Raw genomic sequence first — 26,021 nt, 5'->3', positions numbered from 1 at the left:
ACTTAGGCCGCGAGCCGTCAACCGCTGCGCTGGCCTCGGCCGTTCACAACAGGCTGAGCCAGCGCCGTTCGCGCGACGAGCGAACCGCCGCATCCACGACCTTCTGGATCTCCCACGCCTCCCGGAAGTCCGGCCCCCTGCGCTCACCGCCCGCGACGGCTTCGAGGAACTCCGCCACTTCGATGGTCTTGAGATCGTTGAAGCCGAGCTGGTGACCGGGGGCGACGCAGAACCGGCCGTAAGGCTCGTGCTGCGGTCCGGCCTCGATGCGGGTGAAGCCGACGTGCCTGCGGTCGGCGTCGGTGCGGTAGTAGTGCAACTCGCTAAGCCGATCCTGGCTGAACACCAGTGCGCCCCGGGTGCCGCTCACCTCGAATCCGAGCTGCATCTTCTGCCCGGTCGTCACCCAGCTCGCCTCGATGGAACCGCCGCAGCCGCGGGCAAAGCGGACGTGAAGCCGGGCGACGTCATCGACTTCGACGGCGCGGGTTTCCGTCGCGCCGGGCGAGACCGGACGCTGGCGGATGGCCGTCTCCAGATCCGCATTCAGTTCCATGATCGGGCCGAGCAGAAAGCGCGCCATGCCGATGATGTGGCTGCCGAGATCGGCGACGACGCCAGCGCCGCCGGCCGGGTCGAGGCGCCATGACCACGGCGCTGCCGGATCGGCCATATAGTCCTCGGCATGGACGCCGCGGAACGTCAGGATGTCGCCGAGTTCGCCCGCCTCGATCATCTCGCGGGCGAGCTTCAGCATGGGGTTCTTGACGTAGTTGAACCCGGCCTGGGTGACGACGCCGGCAGCCTCGGCCGCTTCCATCATCTCGCGGGCTTCGTCAGCGCTTGGAGCGAGCGGCTTCTCGCAGTGGATGTGCTTGCCCGCGGCAGCGGCGGCGAGCGCGATCTCGCGGTGAAGCCGGTTCGGCGTCGTGATCGAGACGATGCCGATGGCCGGGTCTGCCACGAGTTCGCGCCAGTCCTTTACCGCGCGGCGGAAACCGAACTGCGCCGCAGCCTCGTGGGCTGCCGCCTCGTTCACGTCTGCGACCATCTCCAGCACCGGCCGCAGGCCGCCGGGAAAGAAGCCGGGCGCCGCGCGGTAGGCGAAGGCATGCGCCTTGCCCATGAAGCCGGTGCCGATGATGCCAACGCCGATCTCGCTCATGGCCGGAGAACTCCCACGCTCGATGCCACCGTCGTCAGACCGTGACGGCCCGGCCAGTCAAGGCCGATTCCAGCGCGCAATCGGCGAGACGCAGCGCCTGGCGGCCGTCGCGCGCGGTGACCGGCATCGGCGCGCTGCTCGCAACCGCCTCGATGAAGGCGGCGAGTTCCAGCCGGTAGGCGTCGGCATAGCGCTCGAGGAAGAAGTTCAAGAGCGGCTCGCCGCTGTCCGTAAAGTCACGCGCCCAGCGGCGGACGGTGCTCGGCCGGATGTTCTCGTTGAGCACCATGCCCGTCGATCCGTAGATCTCGAAGCGCTGGTCGTAGCCGTAGACCGCCTCACGGCAGCAATTGATGTGGCACTGCTTGCCCGACGCGGTGCGCATCTGCACCATGACGGTGTCGAAGTCGTTGACGCGCTCCATCATCGCTGCGTCGACCAGCCGGCTGCCGATCGCCATCACCTCGGTGACTTCCTCGCCGAGGAAGAAGCGGGCCATGTCGAAATCGTGGATCGTCATGTCGCGGAAGATGCCGCCGGATGTCGCGAGATAGCCCTCCGGCGCAAGGCCTGGATCGCGGCTCGTGATGACGACCTGACGGACCTCGCCGACGTCACCCGCGAGAATGGCGCGCTTCAACGCGTCTGCGCTCGGATCGAACCGGCGGTTGAAGGCCAGCATCACCCGGCCGTTTCCGGCCTCGATATCCTTCAGCGCGACATCGGCACGGGCAATGTCGAGATCGATCGGCTTCTCGCAGAGCACCGCCTTGCCATGGCGGACGGCGTGGAGGATCAGATCGACGTGGGTGTCGGTCGGCGTGCCGATCACGACGGCGTCGACATCGGCGCGCTCGATAGTGGCCTTCGGGTCGCGCGCGGCTTCCGCCGACAGCGCCCCTGCCAGATCCTCGGCGGCCGAGCCGAACGGATCGGCGACCGCAACGAGGGTCGCCCCCGGGCTCGCGGCGACGTTTGCAGCGTGGATCTTGCCGATACGGCCGGCGCCGAGAACTGCGATGCGCAACATGGGACTTAATCTCCAAGAGTATTCGTTCGGCCAGAGGCCTGCCGACGGGCGGCGTTCACACCCGCATCGAGGAAGAGATCGCGGGGCCGTTGACCACGAGCGCGGGGTCCAGCCGACCGGCGAAGAAGTCGAGAATGTTGCGCGCGGCGGAGACCGCCATGCGCTCGGCACATTCGAGCGTGAGCCCCGCCGAATGCGGGCTCAGCACAACCTTGTCGCTGCCGAGCAGAGGATCGTCCGCCCGGGGCGGCTCATTCGCGAGCACGTCGAGGCCGACCCCCCGGAGGCGCCCGTCGGCCAGGGCTTCGGTCAGGGCCGCCTCGTCGACAAGCCCGCCGCGGGCGGTGTTGACGACGATTGCCCCCGGCTTCAGCGCGGCGAGTTCCCGCGCGCCGATGACCGCGCCGTCTTTCGCCATCGGCACATGAACGGTGACGACGTCGGCGACGGGCAGTCCCGCCTGCAGGGTCGGCAGCGCCACATGGCCGTCGGCTGCGACGCGCGCGGCGTCGACGAACGGATCGTAGACCATCACCGACATCCCGAAGGCCGCGGACAACCGCGACACCGCCCGGCCGATGCGGCCGTAGCCGATCACCAGCACCGTCCGGCCGTTCAGGTCCCGGGCATCGAGGCTGTCGCGATACGCCCACCGTCCCGCGCGGGTCGCTGCATCGTAAGCGATGGTGCCGCGCGCGACCGCCAGCATCAGCATCATCGTGTGCTCCGCGACCGACACGGAGTTCACATCCCCGATCACCGTCAGGGGAATGTGCCGGGCATTGAGCGCGTCCACATCCACGGCGTCATATCCGACGCCATGGCGTGAAACGATGCGAAGCCGCTTTGCCGCCGCGATGACGGATGCCGGCATCGGCTGCGTGCGGATCAGCACGGCATCCGCGTCTGCGATCCGCGGTGCGTAGGCCTCGGTGGAGACCTCCTGCACGACCTCGACCGTGACGTCCGGGGCCGAGCGCAGCAGGCCGATCCCGGATTCGTGGATCTTCCCGGCCACGAGGACATGCGGCATCTCAGTAACCTCCCGCCGCCTTGGCCGGCGTCGCGGAACCGGCGCCGAGCGCGGTGCGGAAGCCGGAGACACTCGCCTGGGCGGCTCCCGCGAGCAGCCTGACATCGTTGGAAATCGTGACGAGATCGAATCCCCAGCCAACCGCCTTCGCGGCGTAGGCAGGCGAGCCGCAGTGCAGCGCGGCGCGGATGCCGGCCTTGTGGGCGCTGTCGCAGATATGGCGGATCGCCTCCACCATCTCAGGCTCTTCGCGGTCGAAGCCGGTCGGGTACTTGCGCCCGGTGAGCCCGAGCGTCAAATCCGCGGGACCGATATAGACACCATCGAGACCCGGCGTTGAGACGATGGCCTCGAGATTGGCCATCGCCTCCGCGGTTTCGACCATTGCGAAGCAAACCACCTCGCCGTTGGCATGGAGACCATAATCCGCACCGGCCGAAAAGTTCGCCCGGGTCGGGCCGAACGAACGCACCCCCTCGGGCGGATAGCGCATGTAGGAGACCAGCCGGGCCGCCTCCTCCGCGGTGTTGATCATCGGGCAGATGATGCCGTACGCGCCGGCATCGAGCGCCTTCATGATCGCGGCCGGATCGAGCCACGGAACGCGCACCATCGGCACGACGCCGCTCGCCCGCATCGCCTGGAGCATTCCCGTGGCGGCCTCGTAGCCGACAAAGCCGTGCTGAAGATCAACGGTGAGCGCATCGTAGCCCTGCGCCGCCATGATCTCGGCCACGAACGGTGAGGATGTGGACAGCCAGCCATTCGCCACCGGCTTGCCGGCGGCCCAGAGGCGGCGGATTTCGTTCGCGATCATGCCCTTCCCCTCAGATCGGATGCCCGGCCCCGCGCCGTTCAGATCGTGACTTGTGCAAGCTTGACGTTGAGATAGTCGACAATGCCTTCAGCGCCGCCTTCGCGGCCCATGCCGCTCGACTTGATGCCGCCGAACGGAGCTTCCGCCGCCGCCAGCGCGAAGCTGTTGACACCGACCATGCCCGCCTCGATCGCCGACACCGCCTCGCGGATACGCGACGGATCGCGGGTGAAGACGTAGGCGGAAAGCCCGTATTCGCCCTGGTTCACACGCCGGTAGACCTCATCCGCCTGCGAGAACGGGGTGATGGCGGCGATGGGGCCGAAGTTCTCGGCCGCGATCGCCTCGGCGTCGTCCGGCAGGCCGGCGATCACCGTCGGCTCGAAGAAGCAGCCGCGGTTGAGGTCGGCAGGACGCCCACCCCCGGTGACGACGTTACCGCCCCGGGCGCGCGCATCCGCCACCACCGCCTCGATCGCCTCAAGGCGGCGGCGATTGATCAGCGGTCCCATTTGGGTGGCTTCGTCGAGGCCGTGGCCGAGGCGGAGCGCTCTCGCCCGCTCCGCGAACCCGGCGACGAACGCGCCGTGCAACGTCTCGTGGATATAAAAGCGGTCCGGCGTGACGCAGACCTGCCCGGCATTGGCGAACTTGGTCGGCACCGCGAGATCGAGCGCCGCCTTCAGGTCGGCGTCGCCGAACACGATCATCGGTGCGTTGCCGCCGAGTTCCATACCGACGCGCTTCAGCGTGCCCGCGGCATCGCGCGCCATCTGCCGTCCGACAGCGGTCGAGCCCGTGAGCGTGATCTTGCGCACAGCCGGCGAGGCGATCAGCGTGGCGTAGGTGGTGGAGGTCGGCCCCACGACGAGATTCACGACGCCCTTCGGCACGCCAGCCTCACGCAGGCAGTCGACGATGATCATCGCCGTGCCCGGCACCTCGCTCGACGGCCGCACCACGACGGAGCAGCCGGCCGCCAGCGCCGGCGCCACCTTGCGGGCGATCAGGACCGCGGGAAAATTCCAGGCCGTGAACGCCGCGACGATTCCCACCGGTTCGTGCAGTACTTCGATCCGGCCTCCCGGCGCCCGGCTCTCGACGATACGGCCGTATATGCGCCGCGCCTCCTCCGCGTACCAGCGGAACTGGTCGACCGAGAGCGCCCACTCGCGACGGGACTGGGCGAGCGGCTTGCCGGCCTCAAGAGTGATGCAGCGCGCCGCTTCCTCGCTTCGTGCCGCCATACGGTCGGCGACGGCGTGCAGCACATCCGCCCGTTGCCAGGCGGCCGTCGACCGCCATGTCCGCAAACCGTCATTGGCGGCAGAGATCGCCGCCTCGACGTCCGCGACGCCTGCAGCCGGCACCTCGCCGATGACCTCGCCGGATGCGGGATCGCACACCTCGATGAAGCCTTCGCCGCCGGCGCGCTGCCAGTCTCCGTCGATGAAAAGACCGAAATTCCGATACATGGGCACCTGCGCGGATCGACGCTTCCGCCGACGATGTGCCTGCAACATTCTTTGCGGGCACCGGCGGGGGCGTGCTAGTCTCCGGTCCGAGGCTCGCGTCACGCAGCCCGGACTGTCGGTTCAGGATGATTTGGATTGTTCTGACCGGCGCCGGAAACCCGTTCCGAAACCGGCCCTTCTCCCAAGCGGCCCGGCATTTCCGGGACAGGCGTTCCCGGTCGCAGGGCTTCGTGTCGTTCTGGTTCGTTATTGGCAACTTATGTTGCTTTATCGTTTTTTACGCAATAAAAATTTCTTGTCAAGGCGCTTCGCACGTCGCCGGCCGCGGGCATTCGCCTGCCGGTGCGGGCTCGACAGACGCCTGCGCAGGATCGTGCCGGCGCGCCGCTGCGCCGGGCTCAAGTGAGGGAAAGATGCCGAAAGCTCCATCGCAGCCCCGGCAAGGCGTGCCTGAAAACTACGAAGGCGTCGTGAATCTCATCACGCAGGACTACGCCCAGCTGTCGGCAGGATTTCAACAGATCGCCCGCTTCCTGACGCAGAACCCGAACGTCGTCGCGCTCGAATCCATCAATGCGCTCGCCGAGAAATGCGGCGTGCATCCGTCGAGCCTGGTGCGCTTCGCCCAGCACCTCGGCTTTTCCGGCTTCAAGCACATGCAGGCGGTGTTTCAGACGCGAATTGCGACGGCGGCTCCGGGGTTTCGCGAACGCATCCGGGCGTTGGACAGCGAGTTGTCGCGCTATTCCGGCGAAGGCCCGCTGGGCCATCTGAAGCAGCTGGTGATTCGGGACATGGCCGCTCTGGAAGGGCTCCTCGAAGGAGTCGCCGAGGAGGACCTCGTGGTCGCTGCGGAGCTGCTCGCCACCAAGGACACCATCTACATTGCGGGGCAGATGCGGTCCGAGCCGATCGCACAGCTCCTGCGCTACCTGCTCACCATGCTGCACAGGCGGGTGGTTCTGCTCGATCCGGCGGGCGGCCTCGCGGCCGAGATGGCGGAGACGATGACCGATCGCGACATGCTGGTGGCCATCGCCTTCCGCCATTATGCCAAGGAGGTCGTCACGATCTGCGAGTCGGCCGGCGAACGCTCGATCCCGGTGATCGCGATCACGGACAGCCAGCTTTCGCCGCTCGCCAAGGATGCCACGGTGCTGTTCACCGTACCTGAGGACGAGTACACTTTCTCGCGCTCGCTTGCGGCGCCGATCTGCCTGGTTCAGGGCATTGCGGTGGCAACCGCAGCGCGGCTCCAGCCCGACAAGCAGGAAGCCCCCCGTATTCCGACCGTTACGGAAATCCTGCGCAACCGCGCCGCGCGGCGGACTCCGCAAACCGCAAGGCAATAGACCGCAAGGCAATGATTTTTGCCGCGCTGCGGCATCTGCAATTTATCTTGCGCGCGCCAAATCCATGCAATAAAGTTTTCAAAAAAGAGGGTCGCGCCACCGGACGCGGCCCGTCCCTCGGGAGGAATGCATGACGACGGTTCGCTGCACCATGGCCCAGGCCGTGGTTCGTTATCTGTGTGCGCAGTTCACCATCGACGACGGACAGCGAGTACCGTTGTTCCCGGGCGTGTTCGCCATCTTCGGCCACGGCAACGTCACCTGCCTGTCGGAAGCGCTGGAGGCGGTGCAGGACAAGCTGCCGACGTGGCGTGGGCAGAACGAACAATCGATGGCACTTGCGGCGATCGGCTTCGCGAAGGCCAAGCGACGCCGGCAGATCATGGTGGCAGCGACGTCCATCGGCCCCGGCGCGCTCAACATGATGACGGCGGCGGGCGTGGCGCACACCAACCGGCTGCCGGTGCTGCTGCTCGCGGGCGACACCTTCGTCAATCGGCGGCCTGACCCGGTGATGCAGCAGGTCGAGCACTACGGCGACCCCTCCGTGAACGTCAACGACGCCTTCAAGGCGGTGACGCGCTATTGGGATCGCATCGTCCATCCCGAGCAGATTATCTCGTCGCTGCCGCAGGCCGTCGCCACCATGCTCGACCCGGCCGATTGCGGCCCGGCCTTCATCGCTCTTCCGCAGGACATCCAGGAAATCGCGTGGGACTATCCGGAAGCGTTCTTCACGGAGACCGTGCACACCATTCCCCGGCCCCGTCCCGACCGTGGACGGCTCGCCGAAGCCGCGGAACTGCTACGCAACGCCAAGCGACCGCTCATCATCTCCGGCGGCGGCGTGCGCTATTCCGGCGCGGGCGAGGCGCTCGCCGACTTCGCGGAGAAGCACGGTATCCCGCTCTCCGAGACCATCGCGGGCAAGGGCACCGTCACCCACGACCATCCCGCCCATGTCGGGCCGATCGGCATCCTTGGTTCGACCTCGTCCAACGCGCTTGCGGCGGAGGCCGATGTGGTGCTGGCGGTTGGCACGCGGCTGATGGATTTCGTAACCGGCTCCTGGACCGTGTTCGCTCACGACGCCCAGATCGTCTCCATCAACGCCGCGCGGTTCGATGCCACCAAGCATCGCTCCCTCGCAGTCGTCGGCGACGCGCTCGAATCCGTTCGGGAACTCGACGATGCCGTCGGTGACTGGAAGGCTGATGCCGGCTGGACCGAGAAGGGCCGCGTCGAATTCGCCCGCTGGAACCAGGCGCTCGACGGCTTCCAGAAGCCGACCAATGCTCCGGTCCCGACCTATGCGCAGGTGGTGGGCGTGGTCCACTCCAAGGCTCGCGACCGCGACCTCATCATCACCGCCGCCGGCGGTCTGCCCGGTGAGCTCGTCAAGAACTGGCGGGTGAAGGCCCCGAACACCTTCGACTGCGAGTTCGGGTTCTCGTGCATGGGCTACGAGATCGCGGCCGGCTGGGGCGCCGCGATGGCGGATCCGACCCGTACGCCGATCGTGATGGTGGGCGACGGCACCTACCTGATGATGAACTCCGACATCTATTCGACGGTGCTTTCCGGTCACAAGATGATCGTCGTGGTCTGCGACAACGGCGGTTATGCCGTGATCAACCGCCTGCAGAACGCCAAGGGAACGCCGTCGTTCAACAACCTCATCAAGGACTGCAAGGTGAAGGAGCCGTTCGCGGTGGACTTCGCCAAGCATGCCGCTTCGATGGGCGCGCTCACACGACATGTCGAAAGCCTCGCGGAACTCGGCCAGGCGCTGGAATGGGCGCAGGGCACCGATCGCACCACGGTGATCACGATCGTCTCCGACGGCTTCACCTGGTCCCCGGGCGATGCATGGTGGGATGTCGGCGTGCCCGAGACCAGCGACCGAGAAACCGTTCGCGAGGCCTTCAAGACCCAGAAGGAAGGCCGGCGGCGCCAGCGCGTCGGCGTCTGATCCCGGTCCTCCGGCAAGAAGGGCGACGGCGACGTCTCCGGCGGCAGCAGCCGTGCGAGCACGCCGCCCCGTATCCCGCGAAGACGAACAACAACAAGTTCAATGCTCTGGAGGCCGACGTGAAAGCGAGACTCGGGATCGCGCCCATTGCCTGGTGGAATGACGATCTGGCGGAACTGAGCGGCGACGTCACGCTCGAACAGTGCCTCTCGGAAGCCCGCGCCGCCGGGTTCACCGGCATGGAAACAGGCCGGCGCTTCCCGATGGATCCGGCTGTGCTCGGTCCGATCCTGAAGGCGCACGGCATCAGCGTGTGCGGCGGCTGGTTCTCCGGCCTGCTGCTCGACGGCGAAATCGAGGCCGAGAAGGATCGCATCGCCCCGCAGATGGCCCTGTTCAAGGCGATGGGTGCGCCCTGCATCGTCTATGGCGAGACCGCCGGTACCATCCAGGGCGACCGCAGCGCCCCCCTTGCGACCCGCCGTCGACTCAGCGAGGACGAGATCAAGACCTACGGCCGCAAGATGACCGCGTTCGGCGAATGGTGCGCCGAGCAGGGTATGCCGATCTCCTATCACCACCACATGGCGGCCCCAATCGAGAGCGAGGAGGATGTAGATCTCCTGATGAAGCACTCGGGCGAAGGACTGCCGCTGCTCTATGATGCCGGCCACATGGCGTTCGCGGGCGGCGACGTGCTGCGGGTCATCGACAAGCACCACGCGCGCATCAGCCACGTCCACACCAAAGACGTCCGGCAGGCGGTCATCGACGGCATCGACCGCAGCCGCGAAAGTTTTCTCGACGCTGTCGTGAAAGGCGCCTTCACCGTGCCCGGCGACGGCTCTCTCGATTTCGACGCCATCCTGAAGCGGCTGGCGGACCACGGCTATGAAGGCTGGTTCGTGGTCGAGGCCGAGCAGGACCCGGTCAAGGCGCCGCCGGCCGAATATGCAAAGATCGGCCATCGTGCGCTGGTCGCTGCCCTCGCCAAGGCCGGCTACACCATCGAAGGCGCCTGACGATGGCGGCACGTCTCGAAGGCAAGATCGCCGTCGTAACCGGCGGCACGCAGGGCCTCGGCGCCGCCATCGCGCGCACCTTCGCCGAGCGCGGTGCAGCCGGCATCGTCACCTGCGGCCGCTCGCGGGCGAAGGGCGAAGCACGGGCCGCCGAGATCACGGCCACGACCGGCGTCAGGGTGGTGTTCATCGAGGCGGACCTCGGAAACGTCGACGACTGCCGCGCCGTCATCGCCGCCGCAGATCGGGAATTCGGTCGGCTCGACGCGCTCGTGAACGCGGCGGGCCTCACCGACCGCGGCACCCTGCTCGATACCTCGCCCGAACTGTTCGACCGCATGTTCGCTGTCAACGTGCGCGCGCCGTTCTTTCTCATGCAGGACGCCGTCAAGCTGATGAAGCGCGACGGGATCGAAGGCACCATCGTCAACATCGCCTCGATGTCGGCGAAGGCGGGCCAGCCCTTCATCGCCGCCTATTGCGCGTCAAAGGGCGCGCTGGTGACGCTGACGGAAAATACAGCCTTCGCGACCCTGAAGAACCGTATCCGCGTCAACGCGCTCAATATCGGCTGGATGGCCTCCGACGGGGAGGACCAGACGCAGAAGTCCTATCACGGCGCTCCGGACGACTGGCTGGAGAAGGCCGCTGCGGGCCAGCCGTTCGGCCGGTTGATCGATCCGTTCGAGGTGGCGCGCGCCGTCGCGTTCCTGTCGAGCGAGGAGTCCGGCCTGATGACCGGCAGCACCATCAACTACGACCAGTCCGTGTGGGGTGCATACGAGTCATCACCCGTCCCCGCAGCGCCGCTCTGAGCGCGTCTGAACCGGGCGCACGCCGCGTCCGAACCGAAGTGCCGTCACAGCCGGGAGTTCCCGCCATGCGTACACTGAAGGGGCCGGGTGTGTTCCTGGCCCAGTTCGCCGCCGACGAGGCTCCCTTCAACACCCTCGACGGTCTCGCCGGCTGGGCCGCGGCAAAGGGCTTCAAAGGCGTGCAGCTCCCGACCTGGGACAGGCGGGTGATCGACATCGAGCGCGCGGCGGCAAGCCAGGACTATGTCGACGAGATCGTCGGCACCGTCGCCGCCCACGGGCTGGTGGTGACGGAACTTGCGAGCCACCTCCAGGGCCAGCTCGTCGCGCTGCACCCGTCGTTCGACCTGCCGGCGGATTCGTTCGCGCCGCCGGAGCTGCGCGGCAACCCGGCCGCGCGCCAGCAATGGGCCGTCGAGCAATTGCGCGCCTGCGCGGTCGCCTCCCGCCGCTTCGGCATCGACCGCCACGTCACCTTCAGCGGCACGCTGCTCTGGCCCTATCTGTATCCCTATCCGCAGTGGCCGGACGGCCTGATCGATGACGGCTTCGACGAGCTCGCGCGCCGCTGGCGGCCGCTGCTCGACGCCTTCGATGCCGAGGGCGTCGACCTCTGTTACGAAATCCATCCGACCGAGGACCTGCACGACGGACTGACGTTCGAGATGTTCCTTGAACGGGTCGACAATCACCCGCGCTGCAACATCATGTACGACCCGAGCCACCTCGTGCTGCAGTCGATCGATTATCTCGGCTACATCGACGCCTACCACGAGCGGATCCGCATGTTCCACGTCAAGGACGCGGAGTTCCGTCCGACGGCCAAAACGGGCGCCTACGGCGGCTACCAGCCGTGGCTGCGGCGCGCCGGCCGGTTCCGCTCGCCCGGCGACGGCCAGGTCGATTTCGGTGCGATCTTTGCGAAGCTCGCCGGCTACGACTTCGACGGCTGGGCGGTGCTCGAATGGGAATGCTGCCTGAAGAACCCGGAAGACGGTGCGGCGGAAGGGGCGAAGTTCATCGCCGACCACATCATCCGCGTCTCCGAACGCGCGTTCGACGACTTCGTGAAGTCGGGAGCCGACCGCGCCCTCAACCGCCGCATCCTCGGCTACTGACGTCCTGAGACTGACCATGACACAGACCTCCCTCTCCGCGCGACGGCTGCGGCTCGGCATGATCGGCGGCGGCGAAGGCGCCTATATCGGTGGCATCCACCGCTATGCCGCCCGGCTCGACGACAATTTCGAGCTGGTGGCCGGCGCCTTCGACGTGGACGCGGCCCGCGGCCATGCCTTCGCCGCGCGGACGCACATCGCGCCCGATCGGTCCTACGCGGACGTTCGTGCCCTCATCGCGAGCGAAATGGCGCGCGAGGACCGTGTGGACGTCGTCGCCATCTGCACGCCCAATCACACCCATTTCCCCATTGCGAAGGCGCTGATCGAGGCGGGCATCGACGTCATCTGCGAGAAGCCGATGACGACGACTCTCGCCGACGCCGAAGTGCTGCATGCGCTCGGGCGCGAGCACGACCGCTTCGTCGGCGTCACCTACACCTACAGCGGCTATCCGATGATCCACGAGGCCCGCGCGCGGGTTCTCGCCGGCGAGATCGGCGCGGTGCGGGTGGTGCAGGCGGAATATCCGCTGGAATGGATGGCGACCGGCATCGAGCTTGAGGGCAACCAGCAGGCCGCCTGGCGCACCGATCCGAAGAAGAGCGGCCGCGGCGGCTCCATCGGCGACATCGGCACGCACGCCTATCATCTCGCCGGGTTCGTCACCGGCCTGAAGGTGGAAAGCCTCTCGGCCGATCTGAAGACCTTCGTCGAAGGCCGCGCACTCGACGATAACGCCCATGTCATGCTGCGCTACGAAGGCGGCGCGCGCGGGCTGTTGTGGTCTTCGCAGGTGGCCATCGGCCATTCAAACGGATTGAGGCTGCGGGTGTTCGGTGAGAAGGGCGGCTTCGCCTGGCATCAGGAGGCGCCGAACGAACTGGTGTTCTCGCCGCTGTTCGGCAAGCCGACCGTAATCAAGCGCGGGCGCGAGGACCTTTCGGAGGCGGCACGGGTGAGGATGCGCACGCCTCCCGGCCACCCCGAGGGCTATATCGAGGCGTTCGCCAACCTCTATGCCGGGTTCGCCGAGGCGATTCGCGCCCGCGCGGACGGCCGTGAGCCGGGTCCGGCTGGCCGGGACATCCCGACCTCCTATGACGGCCTCAAGGGCGTGGCGTTCGTCGATGCCGTAGTCGACAGCCACGAGGCCGGGCGGTGGCTTGCGCCGGCCTATGTCTGAAGCGCGCCGCTGACCGGCGGACGCCCCCAGCCTGACGCACAGCCGTGGCCACTGATGGCAGCGGCCGGGGATCGCGTGCGTCTTCCGTGGGCGGCGCGAGATGGATATGCTGGGCCATGCCAACCCCGCGGCCAGCCACGGAAGCGACGATCTGGTACGCCGACGACCTCGGCGCCGAATTCCTGCGCGCGCGCTTCGGCGACTTCGCCTACGATCTTCACACTCACGACACCGCCTGTTTCGCCCTCATCACCGGCGGCGCGATCCGCATCCGGATGAAGGGCGGGGAGTTCGTGGCCCGCGAGGGCGACCTCTACGCCATCGATGCCGACGAGCCGCATGCCGGATGGCCGGTGGATGACGCCGGCTGGAGCCAGCGCACCATCTACGTCGATCTCGACGGCCTGCACCGCCGGCTCTTCCAGAAAGAGCGGCCGGCCGCTGCATTGCGTGGCCCGGTCATCCGCGACGCGCAACTGGCACAGACTTTTCTCGCCGTTCACGCAAGTTATGAGCAATCGGCATCAAAGCTTTTGCGGGACGAACATTATCTTGCATTCTCGCGACGGCTGTTCGAGCGACACATATCGCAGTCGGACGTCGAATCCGAGACTGGCCGGGAAACCCGCGCGGTGGAGCGGGCGCGCGACTTTCTCGACGCCCGATTGGACCGGCGTGTCAGCCTCGCGGAGATCGCGAGCGCATCGGGGCTGCCGCCCTTCCGGATTTACCGCGCGTTCGAGCGCGAGACGGGGATGACGCCGCACGGCTACCAGCGTCAGGCCCGTATCCGTGCGGCGCTGGACCTGATAAGGCGCGGCCTTCCCCTGGCTGAGGTCGCAAACGTGGCCGGCTTCGCCGATCAGGCCCACTTCACGCGCAGCTTTCGGGCGCGCATGGGCGTCACGCCCGGCGCCTATCGCGAGGCCCGGCTCGCCGCCGCCTGAGCGTTATCCCAGCAGGGCATATTTGCCGACGATCTTTCCCACCGCCTTGCGCGGACCGTAGAGCCCGACGCCGACATAGTGCAGCGCATCCGCGTCGCACCGCGAGACTTCGGCGGAGAACAGGGTGTAGTCGGTGGTCTCCTGGCCCTGCGCAGGGAAATCCACCACCTCGATGCCTCTGGCGAGCGCCTTTGCGCGGACCGCCGCGAGTTCGGTGCCCGCAGCGCCGAGGATGGAGATCCCGATGGAGATGAGGCCCGGATGGACCGCGCCCGCGCCATCGACGAGATCGGGACCTGCAAGTTCCGGCCGCTTCCGGCCCATAGTGAGCGCGATGACGGCAGCGGCATTCGCGGCGCGCCCCACCGGCAGGCTTGCGTCGACCACGATGACGCAACGGCTCGGCTCGGCGGCGTCTCGCGGGTCCATCTGTTCTGCTTGAGTCACGGTCATCTCCGGCATTCGAGTGGGCGCGAACCTCGTCCCCCACTGGGCATCGGCTCGCTTCCAGATGAGCTAGCCGGCCGTACGCACCTGGTCTTGAACGCCATTGCAGTGTGCTTATCGGACAGGGGCACCGGTTTCGGAACCAAGCTGAACCCACCGCGCTTCAGACGATCCGCGGCTCCCCCCCAAGAATCGGGACCATAAAGACCGGAACCATCACGATTTGTTGCGCCGGGTCAGGGATTCTACGGAGTTGGGAGGCGTTTTTCGGCGTGACAGACTGGCAAGGCGATCTCATCACGGTCGCGGCATAGCGGGGCTGCGGGATGAAGATCTCTTCCGCTCCGGATAGCAAAGCGAGCCGCAAGGATGTCCTACACCCAGAGCAAGGCGACCGATCAACGGTCGGACGATCTGGAAGACCTGCGCTGGCACGCCCTTCCGACCATCGAAGCCATTCGAATCCTCGACGGCAGCGAAACGGGTCTCCGTTCGACCGAGGCGGCGCGGCGGCTTTCAATTCACGGACCGAACGCGCTGCCGCAGGCCAGGGCACGCCCTCCGCTGCTGCGCTTCCTCGCGCAGTTCAACAGCACGCTGATCTACTTCCTGCTCAGTGCGGCTATCGCGGCGTGGTATCTCGGCCACCTCATCGATGCCTTCGTCATCATCGCGGTGGTGACCGTCAACGCCATCGTCGGCTTCGTTCAGGAGGGAAAGGCGGAGAAGGCGCTGAGCGCGATCCGCGACATGATCGCGCCTCATGCCCGGGTCTGGCGCGACGGCCACCAGGTTGCCGTCGCGGTCGCAGACCTCGTGCCGGGCGACCTCGTCCTCGTCGAGGCTGGAGACCGGGTCCCGGCGGACATCCGCCTTCTCAAGGCTCACGGGCTGAAGGTCGACGAGGCGATGCTCACGGGCGAATCCCTCGCCGCCGAGAAGCAGGCGTTGCCCGTAGCGGAGCACGCGTCGCTCGGCGACCGCACTTCGATGGCATTTTCGGGCACGCTGGTCGCCGCCGGCCTGGGTACCGGCATCGTGGTCGCCACCGGAACGCGGACCGAGATCGGACGCATCAGCGACCTTATCGCCGGCGTCGAACCGCTGACGACACCGCTGCTGCGGCAGATCGATGAGTTCGGCCGTCGCTTCACCTGGACGGCCATCGCCGCGGCCATTGCCCTTTATGCCTTCGCCACGCTGGTCCGGCATTACGACTGGACCGAGGCGTTGATCGCCGTGGTCGCGCTCGCGGTCGGCGTGGTTCCCGAAGGGCTGCCGGCCGTCATCACCATCACGCTTGCCATCGGCGTAAGGCGCATGGCGGCGCGCCACGCCATTACCCGGCGTCTCCCCGCCGTCGAGACGCTCGGCGCCACGTCCGTCATTTGCTCCGACAAGACCGGCACACTGACGCGAAACGAGATGACGGCCCGCCGCATCATGGCCGGCCGCCATACCCTGTTCGCCAGCGGCGCCGGTTACACCCCCGGCGGCACGCTCGCCAGCAACGAGGGGGACGATGACGTCGCCGCGCTCGAAGCGGCGGCGGAACTCATCCGCTGCGGCCTGCTTTGCAACGACGCGAGCCTGACACGCACCGGCGACCGCTGGACCGTCGCCGGAGACCCGATGGAAGGCGCCCTCGTCACCCTGGCCACGAAGGTCGGTCTCGACCCCGACCATGTTCGGCGGGAGTGGCCGAGGGAGGACGAAATACCCTTCGACGCACGCTATCGCTTCATGGCCACGCGCCATACCTCGCCGTCTGGCGACACAGTCATCTTCGTCAAAGGCGCCCCCGAGCGGCTGCTCAGGACCTGTGAACGCGAAGCCGGTGGAGAGGGAGCCGACATCGACGTGAACGCCTGGGAACGGCGCATTGCAACGGCGGCCGGCGAGGGCGAGCGCGTGCTCGGCTTCGCGATGAAGACCCTGGACAGGACGGCGATGAAGCGGCCGCTGTCGGCGGATGACCTCGAACATGGGCTCGTCTTCCTCGGTCTGACCGGCTTCATCGACCCGCCGCGGGAAGAGGCCGTGCATGCCGTGGCCGAATGCCGGTCGGCGGGCATCGCGGTCAAGATGATCACCGGTGATCACGCCGTGACCGCCGCAGCCATTGCGCGGGAATTGAAGCTGAGCGACAGCGTCGAGGTCGTGACCGGGGGCGATCTCGACGGAACGGACGATGCTGCCCTGCCCGCGCTGGCAGCCCGTGCCGCGGTGTTCGCCCGCACCAGCCCGGAACACAAGCTGCGGATCGTGCGCGCCCTGCAATCGAGCGGCGCCGTCGTGGCGATGACCGGCGACGGGGTCAACGATGCACCGGCCCTGAAGCAGGCCGATGTGGGCATCGCGATGGGTCACAAGGGCACGGAGGCCGCCAAGGAAGCGGCGGAGATGGTGCTGACGGACGACAACTTCGCGTCCATCGTCGCCGCCGTGAGAGAAGGACGGACCGTCTACGACAACATCCGCAAGGTCATCGCCTGGACCATTCCCACCAACGGCGGCGAGGTGGCCACGGTCATCGCGGCGATCCTGTTCGGCTTCGCGATGCCGATGTCACCGGCGCAGATTCTCTGGATCAACCTGATCCTCACGGTCACCCTTGGCCTGGTGCTCGCCTTCGAGCCGACCGAGCCCGGCGTGATGGAGCGGCCGCCGCGCCCGCCGCGCGCGGGGTTGTTGTCGCCGTTCCTCGTCTGGCGGATCGTGTTCGTGTCGGGGCTGTTCACGCTCGGCGCGCTCGGGATGTTCTTCCTCGCGCTACATCGGGGTGACGACATCGAGACGGCGCGTACCCTCGTCGTGAATCTGATCGTGGTGTTCGAGATCTTCTATCTCTTCAACGTCCGGTACCTGAACGTTTCGTCCGTCACATTGAAAGGCGCGCTCGGAACACCGCCGGTGCTTTATGCGCTGGGCACGCTCGTCATTGCCCAGTTCGCCTTCACCTATGCGCCGTTCATGCAGGCTCTGTTCGACACGCGCAGTCTGTCGCTCGGAGACGGCGTTCTGGTGGTCCTCGCCGGCGTTGCGCTGATGGCGATCCTGGAGATCGAGAAGCTCGTTCTTCGGCGGCTGAAGATCCTCTCGGAATAAAGTGGATGAGGCTTGTCGTGCCGAGGACACCGACATCCAACGTCACGACGCGGCTACCGCTCGCGGTCGGTCCCCACACCGCTGGATCCAGGCCCTGGAGGCTCCCGCAAGCTATCGATGACGGGTCATAAGCCGGACAACGGTCGAAAGGACGCCCAACAAGAACAGAAATTGCGACAAGCCCCGCACAAGCATTGGACGCCTTTATCAGGCTGGCATGTGCCCCTTCCCGACGTGCCCAAATGCACGGTCTGAAGGCATGCTGGCGATGGAGATCGAGGGACGTTCGCCCGGGATGTGTGTTCAATGACTGTCACAAGGATGCTGACATATGATCCAGCAACCGGGAAATAAAAAGTCCCCTTATGACGATCTGGAAGAACGTGCAATATGGCGTAAGGCCGTCGCCGACACGCATCCCTTACAGCTCAGCGATCTCTATCGAAAAAAATTCTCGATCGATCTCGGCACTCGCATTGCGACGGCAGGCAGCTGCTTTGCCCAACACATCTCGAACGCTTTGAAGCGTAATGGCTTTAATTTCAGGGATTTCGAGCCGGCACCGCCTCTTCTCCCTTCTAAGCTCTCCAGGAGCTACAATTACGGTGTCTATTCGGCGCGATTTTGCAACATATACACCGCCCGGCAACTTTTGCAGACATTCGATAGGGCATTTGAGAATTTCAGGCCGGAAGAAGAACCGTGGATAAAAGAGGGGGGATTCGCAGATCCCTTCCGTCCTGTATTGGAGCCGGTGCCTTTCTGCAGCATAGCGGAACTTGAGCGGTCTCGCCAATCGCATCTTGCCGCCGTGAAGGACATGTTTCAACAGACTGATCTCTTTATATTCACGCTCGGACTAACGGAAGCTTGGATATCCAAACGGGATGGCGCCGTCTTTCCTCTCTGCCCTGGTACGGTCGCAGGCACCTTCGACCAAGAAAAATACGAGTTCAAGAATTTCAATTACTTCGAAATATTTGAGGATCTCGTTGCGTTCATGGGGAAGGTTCGCACTCTGAATCCAGACATGAAATTCATTCTGACCGTCTCTCCGGTTCCGCTCACCGCGACGAAGACCGAGGCCCACGTTCTGTCAGCCACGACGTACTCAAAGTCCGTTTTGCGGGCGGTCGCGGGTCATCTGGCGAGCGAGCTTGATTTTGTCGATTATTTTCCATCTTTTGAAATTATAACAGCCCCTCCCATGCGCGGTATATTTTATGATTCAAATCTTAGAACGATCAATTCTTCGGGCGTTGATTACGTAATGTCCCATTTTTTCAAGGAACACGCTGCCCCCTTGCAGAGCGATTGCGACGAAGACAATCCGGATGCTCTGCCGTCTATCGGCGATCTCGAAGTTGTGTGTGAGGAGATGATGCAGGCCCAAGAGATCGGCTATGCTTGAGATCGTCGGCGACTCCCACATCATCGCTCTGATCGATGCCGTTCCTCATCTCCGCAAGAAGTCTCAGTTTCAAAGCCGGCACGGAGAAATCCGCATGGCCCAGCTCGGTCACGGCTATCATTTCCTGCAACCCTTTTTTGCATCCATAGACGGGAATATCGAGTTCACGCAGGATGTGGCCAAGAATATTTTTCAGAAATTGAATGCGGATGGATTGCCATATATTGAGAAAAATGACGCAAGACGGTTCGTCTTCGTATTTGGATTTTATCCGAGTTTCTGCATCAACGCGGAACATTGGCTAGCTCACACAACCGCCATTTGGGACAGCCAACGCCAATTCGTGACGCAAGCGGCGTTCACAGCCATTATTGACGAAGCGCTGAAGCAACCCATGATGTTCTTTGAACATCTTCTGGACATGAATGTCCGCTTTTCGGTCGCCTCGTGTTGTCCGGTTCCGGCGAGCTATCACAGAATCGCTCGCAAAATGAACCTCGTCGACAATGAACTGGCGCTTATTTATAGTCGCTTTCTAAGATATGCCGCCGATAAATTCGACCGCCTTGAAATACCCTACCACCTTCCTCCCGCGGAAATTTACGACAAGAACGGTGCCATGTGGGACTTGTTCGCCAAGTCTCCCGGAGATTATCACGCGAACTCGGCTTATGGTCGCTTGATGCTGACAAAGATATTGCAGGATCTGGATCAGCTTTCCTGACCGTTCGTACTGCCGAGCAGCAGGTCTAGCAGACGGCCTTCGAGCCGGGCGAGTTCCGGTGAGCCGCGCCGGCGCGGGCGAGGCACCGGGATCGGAAGGTCGAGCGCGACACGGCCGGAATCGATCACGATCACGCGGTCGGCCAGTGCGACGGCCTCGGACACATCGTGCGTCACCAGCACGGCGGTGAAGCCCTGCTGGCGCCAGATGCGCTCCAGAAGCTGCTGCATCTCGATGCGCGTCAAAGCGTCGAGTGCGCCGAGCGGTTCATCGAGCGCGAGGATCTTCGGCCGTCCGACCAGTGCTCGGGCGAGCGCGACACGCTGGCGCTGACCACCCGACAGCACGGAAGGCCACTCCTTCGCCCGGTCCGCGAGCCCAACCTCGGCAAGAAGACCCTGCGCGCGGTCCCGGCCCTCGCTGCCGAGTCTGGCGCCCGTCAGACCAACCTCGACGTTCGCGAGCACCCGGGCCCAGGGCAGCAACCGCGGCTCCTGGAACATGATGCGCGTGTCACCGCGCGCATCGGCATCACCGGCGTGATGGAGCCTGCCGCCGCTCGGCTTTTCCAGCCCCGCGAGCAGCCGTAACAGGGTGCTCTTGCCGCAACCGCTCTTGCCGACGATGGCGACGAACTCGCCCGCCGCAACCGACAGGTCGATGCCGTGCAGCACCGTCTTGTCGCCGAAGCGTTTGCTCACGCCCTCGAAGCGGAACGCAGGTTCGCGGGCCGGCGCTGACGTCACGCCGGGTATCTCGTCGCGAAAGGCCGGCACGGGACGCTGCTGAGCGAAGGCGGTCATGGCGGGTCTCCTTACGCGGCCTGGAAAGCGGGATGCCACTTGAGGCAGGCACTCTCCAGCGCGCGGGCGACGCTGTCGGCAAGCTTGCCGAGCAGGGCGTAGATCAGGATCGAAAGCACGACGACGTCGAGCATCAGGAACTCGCGGGCCTGCATCGCCATGTAGCCGAGGCCGGACGAAGCGGAGATCGTCTCCGCGACGATCAGGGTCAGCCACATGATGCCGAGGGCATAGCGCAGGCCGACGAACATCGAGGGCAGAGCGCCGGGCAGGATCACCCGGAAGAACAGCGTCGACGGCGACATGCCGTAGATGCGGCCCATTTCCACGAGTTGGGGATCGACGGTCTGGATACCGAGCAGCGTGTTCACGTAGATCGGGAAGAACACACCGAGAGCGACGAGGAACAGCTTCGCTTCCTCGTCGATGCCAAACCAGAGGATCACCAGCGGTATCAGCGCCAGGTGCGGGATGTTGCGCACCATTTGCAGCGTGGTGTCGGTGATCTCGCGGCTCAGGAACGAGAGCCCGTTGGCCAGCCCGAAGCCGAGCCCGATCAGCCCGCCCACGACGAAGCCCGCGAATGCCCGGCCGGTGCTGACCCAGATGTTCCGGAGCAACTCGCCCGATTCCAGGAGCCGCCAGAACGCCGCCGCGACGTCGCTCGGCGCCGGCAGAACGCTCGAGGGGATGGTGCCGAACCGTGACGACGCCTCCCAGAAGAGCAGGATCGCGACCGGCAGCAGCCAGCCGACGCCGATGCGCCTCAGGAACGACATCGCCTTGCTCATGACGACGCCTGCAGCCGCGCAGCGCCGTGGTGGCCGACGGCGAACTCGTTCGCGATCTCGTCACGCGGCGCGCGCCGGGCGGCACCAAGGCCAAGTTCGGGGAACAGCAGTTCCGCGACCCGGTAGGATTCCTCGAGATGCGGATAGCCGGAGCCGATCACCGTATCGATGCCGAGCGCCTGATACTCGCTCAGCCGCGCCGCCACCGCCTTCGGGTCGCCGACGAGCGCCGTGCCGGCACCACCACGGACGAGACCGACGCCCGCCCACAGGTTCGGCGCGACCACCAGCTTGTCGCGGCGCCCGCCGTGAAGCGCGGACATGCGTCGCTGGCCGACGGAATCCATTTCCTTGAGGAAGCGCTCCTGGGCGGAAGCGATCTGGTCGTCGGAGATGCGGCTGATCAGCTTGTCCGCCGCCGCCCAGGCTTCGTCCTCGGTCTCGCGCACGATGAAATGCAGGCGGATGCCGAACCGCATCCGGCGCCCTTTCGCCGCGGCACGGGCCCGCACGGCGTCGATCTTCTCCTTCACCTGCGCGAGCGGCTCGCCCCAGGTGAGATAAAGCTCGACCTGCTCGGCCGCGAGTTCATGACCGGCCTCCGACGACCCGCCGAAATAGAGCGGCGGGCGTGGGCGCTGGACGGGAAGGAAGTCGAGCCGCCCACCCTTCACCTGATAGTAGCGGCCGTCATAATCGACGGATTTGCCTTCCACGAGCGCGCTCCAGATGTCGAGGAACTCGCGCGCCTGGGCATAGCGCTCGTCGTGGGGCAGGAACACGCCATCACCGGCGAGTTCGACCGGATTGCCGCCGACCACCACGTTGAGAAGCAGTCGGCCGTTGGAAAGCCGGTCCAGCCCTGCCGTCTGCCGCGCCGCGAAGGCGGGCGTGGTCACGCCGGGTCGCAGGGCGACGAGGAATTTCAGCCGTTCCGTCGCGGTCGCGAGGCCGGCGGCGGTGATCCAGGAATCCTCGCAGTTCTGCCCCGTCGGCAGAAGCACGCCGCCATAGCCGAGCCGGTCGACCGCCTGGGCCACCTGCTTGAAGTAGTCGAACTCGGGCGGGCGCTGCTGCTCGCCCGAGCCGAGATAGCGGCCATCCCCATGGGTGGGGATGAACCAGAAGAAATTGAGCGGCTGATCGTTGTGCGCCCGAAGCCCGGTCATGGCGAACACCTCGTTTGAATCGTGACGGCAGCGCTCGCGTCCTCGGGACCGTCTGCTGCCATGGGGAAACTGCCGCGAACCGGCATGGTCTTCGTGATGGCCGGCCCCGCCGCTGGGCGGCGCCGGCTGCTGTCGCAGGGACCGAGCGTCAGTTGCCCGACGGCGGGGTCCAAACCGCTTCGGTGACGACGATCTTTTTCGGGATGAGACCGAGGGAGGCGAACCGATCGGCCGTCTTCTGCTGCTCCGCGATGATCTCGGGCGTCAGCGGATAGATGCCGAACACCTGCCGGTTGGCAGCGATGGTCTGCGCCTCGAGCGGCACGCCCGTCACCTCGTGCAGCGCCTCGGCCACCTTGTCGCGATTGGCGTCGGCCCATGCGGCGGCTGCCTTCAGGTCGTCGATGACCGTGGTGACGGCGGCCGGATGCTCGGCGGCGAACGTCTTGTTGGCGAGGAAATAGGTGTTGACGTTGAGCTCGGCCTTGGTCGTCGTCAGCACGCGGGGATGGAAGCGCGTCTCGGCGATGGCGAAGAACGGATCCCACACCGCCCATGCATCGATCTTGTCGCTGGCGAAGGCGGCGCCGGCATCGGCCGGGCTGAGATAGACCGGCGTGATCTCCGCATAGGGAACACCGGCCTTTTCAAGCGCCGCTGCGAGCAGGTTCTGCGCGCTGGAGCCCTTGGTGACGCCCACCTTCTTGCCCTTGAGGTCGGCGAGCGTCTTGATCGGCGAGTCCGGCTTGACGAAGATCGCCTCACCCGCCCCGTTCGACGGCAGCGCGGCGACATAGACAAAGTTCGCACCGGCCGCCTGCCCGAAGATCGGAGGGGCGTCGCCCGTCCAGCCGAGATCGATAGAGCCGACGTTCAGCGCCTCCACCAGCGGCGGTCCGGCGGCAAACTCGACCCATCTCACCGCAACGCCGTCCTTCTCGAAGCTCTTCTCGACGAGCTTCTGCTGCTGGGCGATCACCGGCAGGCTGGTCTTCTGAAAGCCGAGACGAATCTCCTTCAGCGGCTCCGCGGCCGTGGCAGCCACCGAACTCATCGCCGCCACCGCCACCAGGAGCGCGCCCATCAATCCATGCTTCAGTCTCATGTCCAACCCTCGATCCGGCCGGGCGGCGATGCGCCCTTCAATGCTGCGGTCAGGCTAGAAAATTATACTAAATCTATCGAGAAAATATAATTCCAAAACACCGCGGTTCTGACCGACCCATTCTCCGTGCGATCGAATTATCGGAATGTCTGTTCTCACCACTCCGGAATGACGACGCGCCACCGGCACCGCAGACGACTGCCCTGCAAAATGCGGAGAACAGCATTGCCATGGCCGCGCTTGTGACAGGCGACAGGCTGGCCATATTGCAACGCAGCAAACGAGAGGAGATTGTTATGTCCCGCCTTGGCTCTTCGTTCCGCCGGGCCGTCGATGTGGTGCAGGAGGCGATCGGCGTGTTCGACGCCGCAGTCGCGTCCGCGCAGGCAGTGCGCGTTCACACCAAGCCCGATGCCCGGACGCTGCGCGTGCTCGGCATCATGCCGGAGCGCTTCCCGGACCGGTTCTGATACGCCCACTGCGCGTTATTTCCTCGCCGGTTCGCCGGCTTAGGTACGCGCGGGCGTGAATGCTCGGCGGCAGCACGCTGCTGCAACGCGGCGGAAAAGGCGATGCGGTCTCACTATTTGGACACTGCGTTCGCTATTTGACACACACCTCCCCTGCCCTTAAGCAAGCCGACAACACGGCGCTGAGCGGGGCGGTCTGTCATGAACGATGAAGGGCAAGGGACGCCTGCGCGAACGCGCAACCCGCACCCGCGTTCATCGCAGGCGACGCTGGCCTCGCGAAACGGGCCGTCGGAAGGCGACGGCTCGCAACCTGCCGGCGCGCAGACGCTGCTTCGCGGCCTGACCCTGCTCGAATGCGTAGCAGATGGCGTCCGCGACGTTCAGGGCCTTTCGGCTCGGCTCGGTACGCCCCGAAGCACGACCCACAGGATGCTCGGCGCCCTCGTGGCCGCCGGCTACCTGCATCAAATTCCCCATCACGGCTATTTCCTCGGATCGAAACTGATCGGGCTCGGCGACAAGGCGCTGGAGCAGCGCCCGCTCGTGGCGCTCGTCCTGCCTCATTGCGAGCGGCTCGCTCACGAGGTCGGCGACACGGTCCACGTCGGCACCATCGAAGGGCCGGATGTCGTCTATCTCGCCAAGGTCCCGGGTCGGCGAGGGCTCGAAATGCGCTCGCGGGTCGGCTCCCGCATGCCGCTTGCGAGCACCGGTGTCGGCCGGGCACTGATGCTCGGCATGGATCCGGATCGCTGGCAGGCTCTTTATGATGCGGCGCTGGCCCGAGCCGGCGTTGACGACACCGGGCCGCGCCTGCCGGCGTGGGAAGACTACAGTCGCGACATGCTGACCGCGCGCGAGCGCGACATCGTGTTCGACCGGGAGGAAAACGAGATCGGCATCCGCTGCGTCGCCGCGCCGCTGCGCGATGCCTCGGGACGCGTGGTGGCGGCGCTGAGCGTCGCCAGCGCAGCCCCATTCATGAGCGAGCAGCGCATGGACGAGGTCGCGCCGGCCGTTCGCGCCGTCGCCGAGGCGATATCCGGGGAATTGGGATGGAGGCGTCGATGACGACTGACGACGAGGTGCAGCCCGTGCTGCTGGCGCTCGACTGGGGCACATCCAGCCTGCGCGCGTTCCTGATGGATGCGCACGGCGTCGTGCTGCGCGAACGGAGCAGTGCTCACGGCATCCAGAACCTGCCGGAGCCGGGCGTCCGCGGCTTCGAGGCGGCCTTCCGGGCGCTGTGCGGGGATGACATCGCGCGCTGGCCACACCTGCCCGTGGTCGCCGGCGGTATGGTCGGCAGCGCCCAGGGTTGGACGGAAGCGCCCTATATCACCTGTCCGGCCGACATCTCCGCGCTCGCCCGCCAGGCGGCAGTCGTGAAGAGCGGTCTTGGCCCCGATATCCGTATCGCGCCCGGCGTGCTCTACGATCCGGCCGACGGAACGCCGGACGTGATGCGGGGCGAGGAAATCCAGATCGCGGGCGCGCTCGCGCTTCATCCCGAGCTTTCGGCACGCGCCTGCGTCGTGTTGCCGGGCACCCATTCGAAGTGGGCGTTCATCGAAGACGGGCGCATCGTGTCCTTCGTCAGCTACATGACCGGCGAGTTGTTCGCCGTTCTATCCCGCCATTCCATCCTCGGCCGCCTGATGCCGACGGACGGTATTCGCGAGACGGACGGCTCCGGCTTCTCCCGCGGCCTCGCCGATGCGCGCAAGGGCGGTCCCGGCGACCTGCCGCACCAGCTGTTCGCGACCCGCACGCTCGGCCTCACCGGCCGTCTTCCTCACGCAGCGCTGCCGGATTATCTCTCCGGCCTTCTGATCGGGCAGGAACTGGTGTCCGGCCTCGCGCATCTCGCACACACGCCGGGCGCACCGCTGGTGCTCATCGGCGATGGCGCACTCTGCCGCCGCTATCAGAATGCCCTCGCCGCGTTCGAGGTCAGCCCTGCCGCCGTGCTCGAAAACACCGCGCCCACCGGGCTGTTCCAGTTTGCCGTCGCCGCGGGCCTCGTCGCCGGCCAGCCGGCGCATTTCTGACAGGTGC

Annotated in this window: 23 protein-coding genes; 13 read left to right on the top strand and 10 right to left on the bottom strand. The window is 65.9% G+C overall.

Annotated features, from left to right (window positions below):
* Positions 1 to 43 precede the first annotated feature (43 nt).
* From BUF17_RS10480 to BUF17_RS10460, 5 genes are read right to left on the bottom strand one after another with little or no spacing between them, the layout of a single operon-like run.
* Positions 44 to 1,165, bottom strand: a complete 1,122-nt coding sequence (locus BUF17_RS10480; RefSeq protein WP_073628428.1) for a Gfo/Idh/MocA family protein — start codon at positions 1,163 to 1,165, stop codon at positions 44 to 46.
* A gap of 34 nt (positions 1,166 to 1,199) precedes the next feature.
* On the bottom strand, positions 1,200 to 2,195 hold the full coding sequence (gene iolG, locus BUF17_RS10475; protein WP_073628426.1) for an inositol 2-dehydrogenase: 996 nt from the start codon (positions 2,193 to 2,195) through the stop codon (positions 1,200 to 1,202).
* 55 nt (positions 2,196 to 2,250) lie between these two features.
* Positions 2,251 to 3,228, bottom strand: coding sequence for a hydroxyacid dehydrogenase (locus BUF17_RS10470; protein ID WP_073628424.1), 978 nt, complete (start codon positions 3,226 to 3,228; stop codon positions 2,251 to 2,253).
* Between the two features lies 1 nt (position 3,229).
* Entirely contained in the window at positions 3,230 to 4,045 is an 816-nt protein-coding gene (locus BUF17_RS10465) for an HpcH/HpaI aldolase family protein (protein WP_073628422.1), read from the bottom strand.
* A 38-nt stretch (positions 4,046 to 4,083) separates the two neighbouring features.
* The gene (locus BUF17_RS10460) at positions 4,084 to 5,520 is read right to left on the bottom strand and encodes an NAD-dependent succinate-semialdehyde dehydrogenase (RefSeq protein WP_073628420.1); all 1,437 of its coding nucleotides are present in this window, start codon (positions 5,518 to 5,520) and stop codon (positions 4,084 to 4,086) included.
* 230 nt (positions 5,521 to 5,750) lie between these two features.
* Here BUF17_RS10460 and BUF17_RS10455 point away from each other — a divergent pair, with 230 nt between their 5' ends.
* From BUF17_RS10455 to BUF17_RS10425, 7 genes are all read left to right on the top strand, one after another.
* Positions 5,751 to 6,872: a MurR/RpiR family transcriptional regulator gene (locus BUF17_RS10455; RefSeq protein WP_244530850.1), complete on the top strand. Its 1,122-nt coding sequence runs from the start codon at positions 5,751 to 5,753 to the stop codon at positions 6,870 to 6,872.
* Between the two features lie 130 nt (positions 6,873 to 7,002).
* Positions 7,003 to 8,844, top strand: a complete 1,842-nt coding sequence (gene iolD, locus BUF17_RS10450; RefSeq protein WP_073628416.1) for a 3D-(3,5/4)-trihydroxycyclohexane-1,2-dione acylhydrolase (decyclizing) — start codon at positions 7,003 to 7,005, stop codon at positions 8,842 to 8,844.
* A 119-nt stretch (positions 8,845 to 8,963) separates the two neighbouring features.
* The gene (gene iolE / locus BUF17_RS10445) at positions 8,964 to 9,866 is read left to right on the top strand and encodes a myo-inosose-2 dehydratase (RefSeq protein WP_073628414.1); all 903 of its coding nucleotides are present in this window, start codon (positions 8,964 to 8,966) and stop codon (positions 9,864 to 9,866) included.
* A 2-nt stretch (positions 9,867 to 9,868) separates the two neighbouring features.
* Positions 9,869 to 10,681, top strand: a complete 813-nt coding sequence (locus BUF17_RS10440; RefSeq protein WP_073628412.1) for an SDR family oxidoreductase — start codon at positions 9,869 to 9,871, stop codon at positions 10,679 to 10,681.
* Positions 10,682 to 10,746: 65 nt separating this feature from the next.
* A complete protein-coding gene (locus tag BUF17_RS10435; protein WP_073628410.1) occupies positions 10,747 to 11,799 on the top strand; it encodes a sugar phosphate isomerase/epimerase family protein in 1,053 nt (350 codons plus the stop codon).
* 16 nt (positions 11,800 to 11,815) lie between these two features.
* Positions 11,816 to 12,985, top strand: a complete 1,170-nt coding sequence (locus BUF17_RS10430; protein WP_244530849.1) for a Gfo/Idh/MocA family protein — start codon at positions 11,816 to 11,818, stop codon at positions 12,983 to 12,985.
* 116 nt (positions 12,986 to 13,101) lie between these two features.
* The gene (locus tag BUF17_RS10425; protein WP_073628408.1) at positions 13,102 to 13,932 is read left to right on the top strand and encodes a helix-turn-helix transcriptional regulator; all 831 of its coding nucleotides are present in this window, start codon (positions 13,102 to 13,104) and stop codon (positions 13,930 to 13,932) included.
* 3 nt (positions 13,933 to 13,935) lie between these two features.
* On the opposite strand, the gene BUF17_RS10420 is transcribed toward BUF17_RS10425, so the two are convergent.
* Positions 13,936 to 14,379, bottom strand: coding sequence for a DUF2000 domain-containing protein (locus BUF17_RS10420; protein WP_244530848.1), 444 nt, complete (start codon positions 14,377 to 14,379; stop codon positions 13,936 to 13,938).
* Between the two features lie 369 nt (positions 14,380 to 14,748).
* Here BUF17_RS10420 and BUF17_RS10415 point away from each other — a divergent pair, with 369 nt between their 5' ends.
* From BUF17_RS10415 to BUF17_RS10405, 3 genes are all read left to right on the top strand, one after another.
* On the top strand, positions 14,749 to 17,487 hold the full coding sequence (locus BUF17_RS10415) for a cation-transporting P-type ATPase (RefSeq protein ID WP_073628406.1): 2,739 nt from the start codon (positions 14,749 to 14,751) through the stop codon (positions 17,485 to 17,487).
* Between the two features lie 331 nt (positions 17,488 to 17,818).
* Positions 17,819 to 18,898 (top strand): GSCFA domain-containing protein, encoded by a 1,080-nt coding sequence (locus tag BUF17_RS10410; RefSeq protein WP_073628404.1) that lies wholly within the window; start codon positions 17,819 to 17,821, stop codon positions 18,896 to 18,898.
* Positions 18,891 to 19,622, top strand: a complete 732-nt coding sequence (locus BUF17_RS10405) for a hypothetical protein (protein ID WP_073628402.1) — start codon at positions 18,891 to 18,893, stop codon at positions 19,620 to 19,622. The genes BUF17_RS10410 and BUF17_RS10405 overlap by 8 nt, the downstream gene beginning before the upstream one ends.
* Here BUF17_RS10405 and BUF17_RS10400 read toward each other — a convergent pair.
* From BUF17_RS10400 to BUF17_RS10385, 4 genes are all read right to left on the bottom strand, one after another.
* The gene (locus BUF17_RS10400; RefSeq protein ID WP_084564457.1) at positions 19,610 to 20,425 is read right to left on the bottom strand and encodes an ATP-binding cassette domain-containing protein; all 816 of its coding nucleotides are present in this window, start codon (positions 20,423 to 20,425) and stop codon (positions 19,610 to 19,612) included. The two genes, BUF17_RS10405 and BUF17_RS10400, sit on opposite strands and share 13 nt — an antisense overlap.
* Positions 20,426 to 20,436: 11 nt before the next feature.
* Positions 20,437 to 21,204: an ABC transporter permease subunit gene (locus BUF17_RS10395; RefSeq protein WP_073628400.1), complete on the bottom strand. Its 768-nt coding sequence runs from the start codon at positions 21,202 to 21,204 to the stop codon at positions 20,437 to 20,439.
* Between the two features lie 8 nt (positions 21,205 to 21,212).
* On the bottom strand, positions 21,213 to 22,385 hold the full coding sequence (gene ssuD / locus BUF17_RS10390; protein WP_073629208.1) for an FMNH2-dependent alkanesulfonate monooxygenase: 1,173 nt from the start codon (positions 22,383 to 22,385) through the stop codon (positions 21,213 to 21,215).
* A 148-nt stretch (positions 22,386 to 22,533) separates the two neighbouring features.
* A complete protein-coding gene (locus tag BUF17_RS10385) occupies positions 22,534 to 23,490 on the bottom strand; it encodes a sulfonate ABC transporter substrate-binding protein (RefSeq protein ID WP_073628398.1) in 957 nt (318 codons plus the stop codon).
* A gap of 230 nt (positions 23,491 to 23,720) precedes the next feature.
* Between BUF17_RS10385 and BUF17_RS22910 the strand changes: the two genes are divergently transcribed.
* The 3 genes from BUF17_RS22910 (at position 23,721) to BUF17_RS10375 (ending at position 26,014) form a co-directional block, all read left to right on the top strand.
* Positions 23,721 to 23,960, top strand: a complete 240-nt coding sequence (locus BUF17_RS22910) for a hypothetical protein (protein ID WP_210215444.1) — start codon at positions 23,721 to 23,723, stop codon at positions 23,958 to 23,960.
* Between the two features lie 201 nt (positions 23,961 to 24,161).
* Positions 24,162 to 25,034 carry an IclR family transcriptional regulator gene (locus tag BUF17_RS10380; protein WP_073628396.1) on the top strand — a complete coding sequence of 291 codons (873 nt, stop codon included), beginning with the start codon at positions 24,162 to 24,164 and terminating at the stop codon, positions 25,032 to 25,034.
* Positions 25,031 to 26,014 carry a 2-dehydro-3-deoxygalactonokinase gene (locus BUF17_RS10375; protein WP_073629206.1) on the top strand — a complete coding sequence of 328 codons (984 nt, stop codon included), beginning with the start codon at positions 25,031 to 25,033 and terminating at the stop codon, positions 26,012 to 26,014. Before BUF17_RS10380 ends, BUF17_RS10375 begins: the two co-directional genes overlap by 4 nt.
* The last annotated feature ends 7 nt before the right edge of the window (positions 26,015 to 26,021 follow it).

It is taken from the genome of Pseudoxanthobacter soli DSM 19599, assembly GCF_900148505.1.
Taxonomy (GTDB): Bacteria; Pseudomonadota; Alphaproteobacteria; order Rhizobiales; family Segnochrobactraceae; genus Pseudoxanthobacter; species Pseudoxanthobacter soli.
The sequence above is the reverse complement of the archived record's forward strand: the minus strand, read 5'-3'. Positions and strand labels throughout refer to the sequence as shown.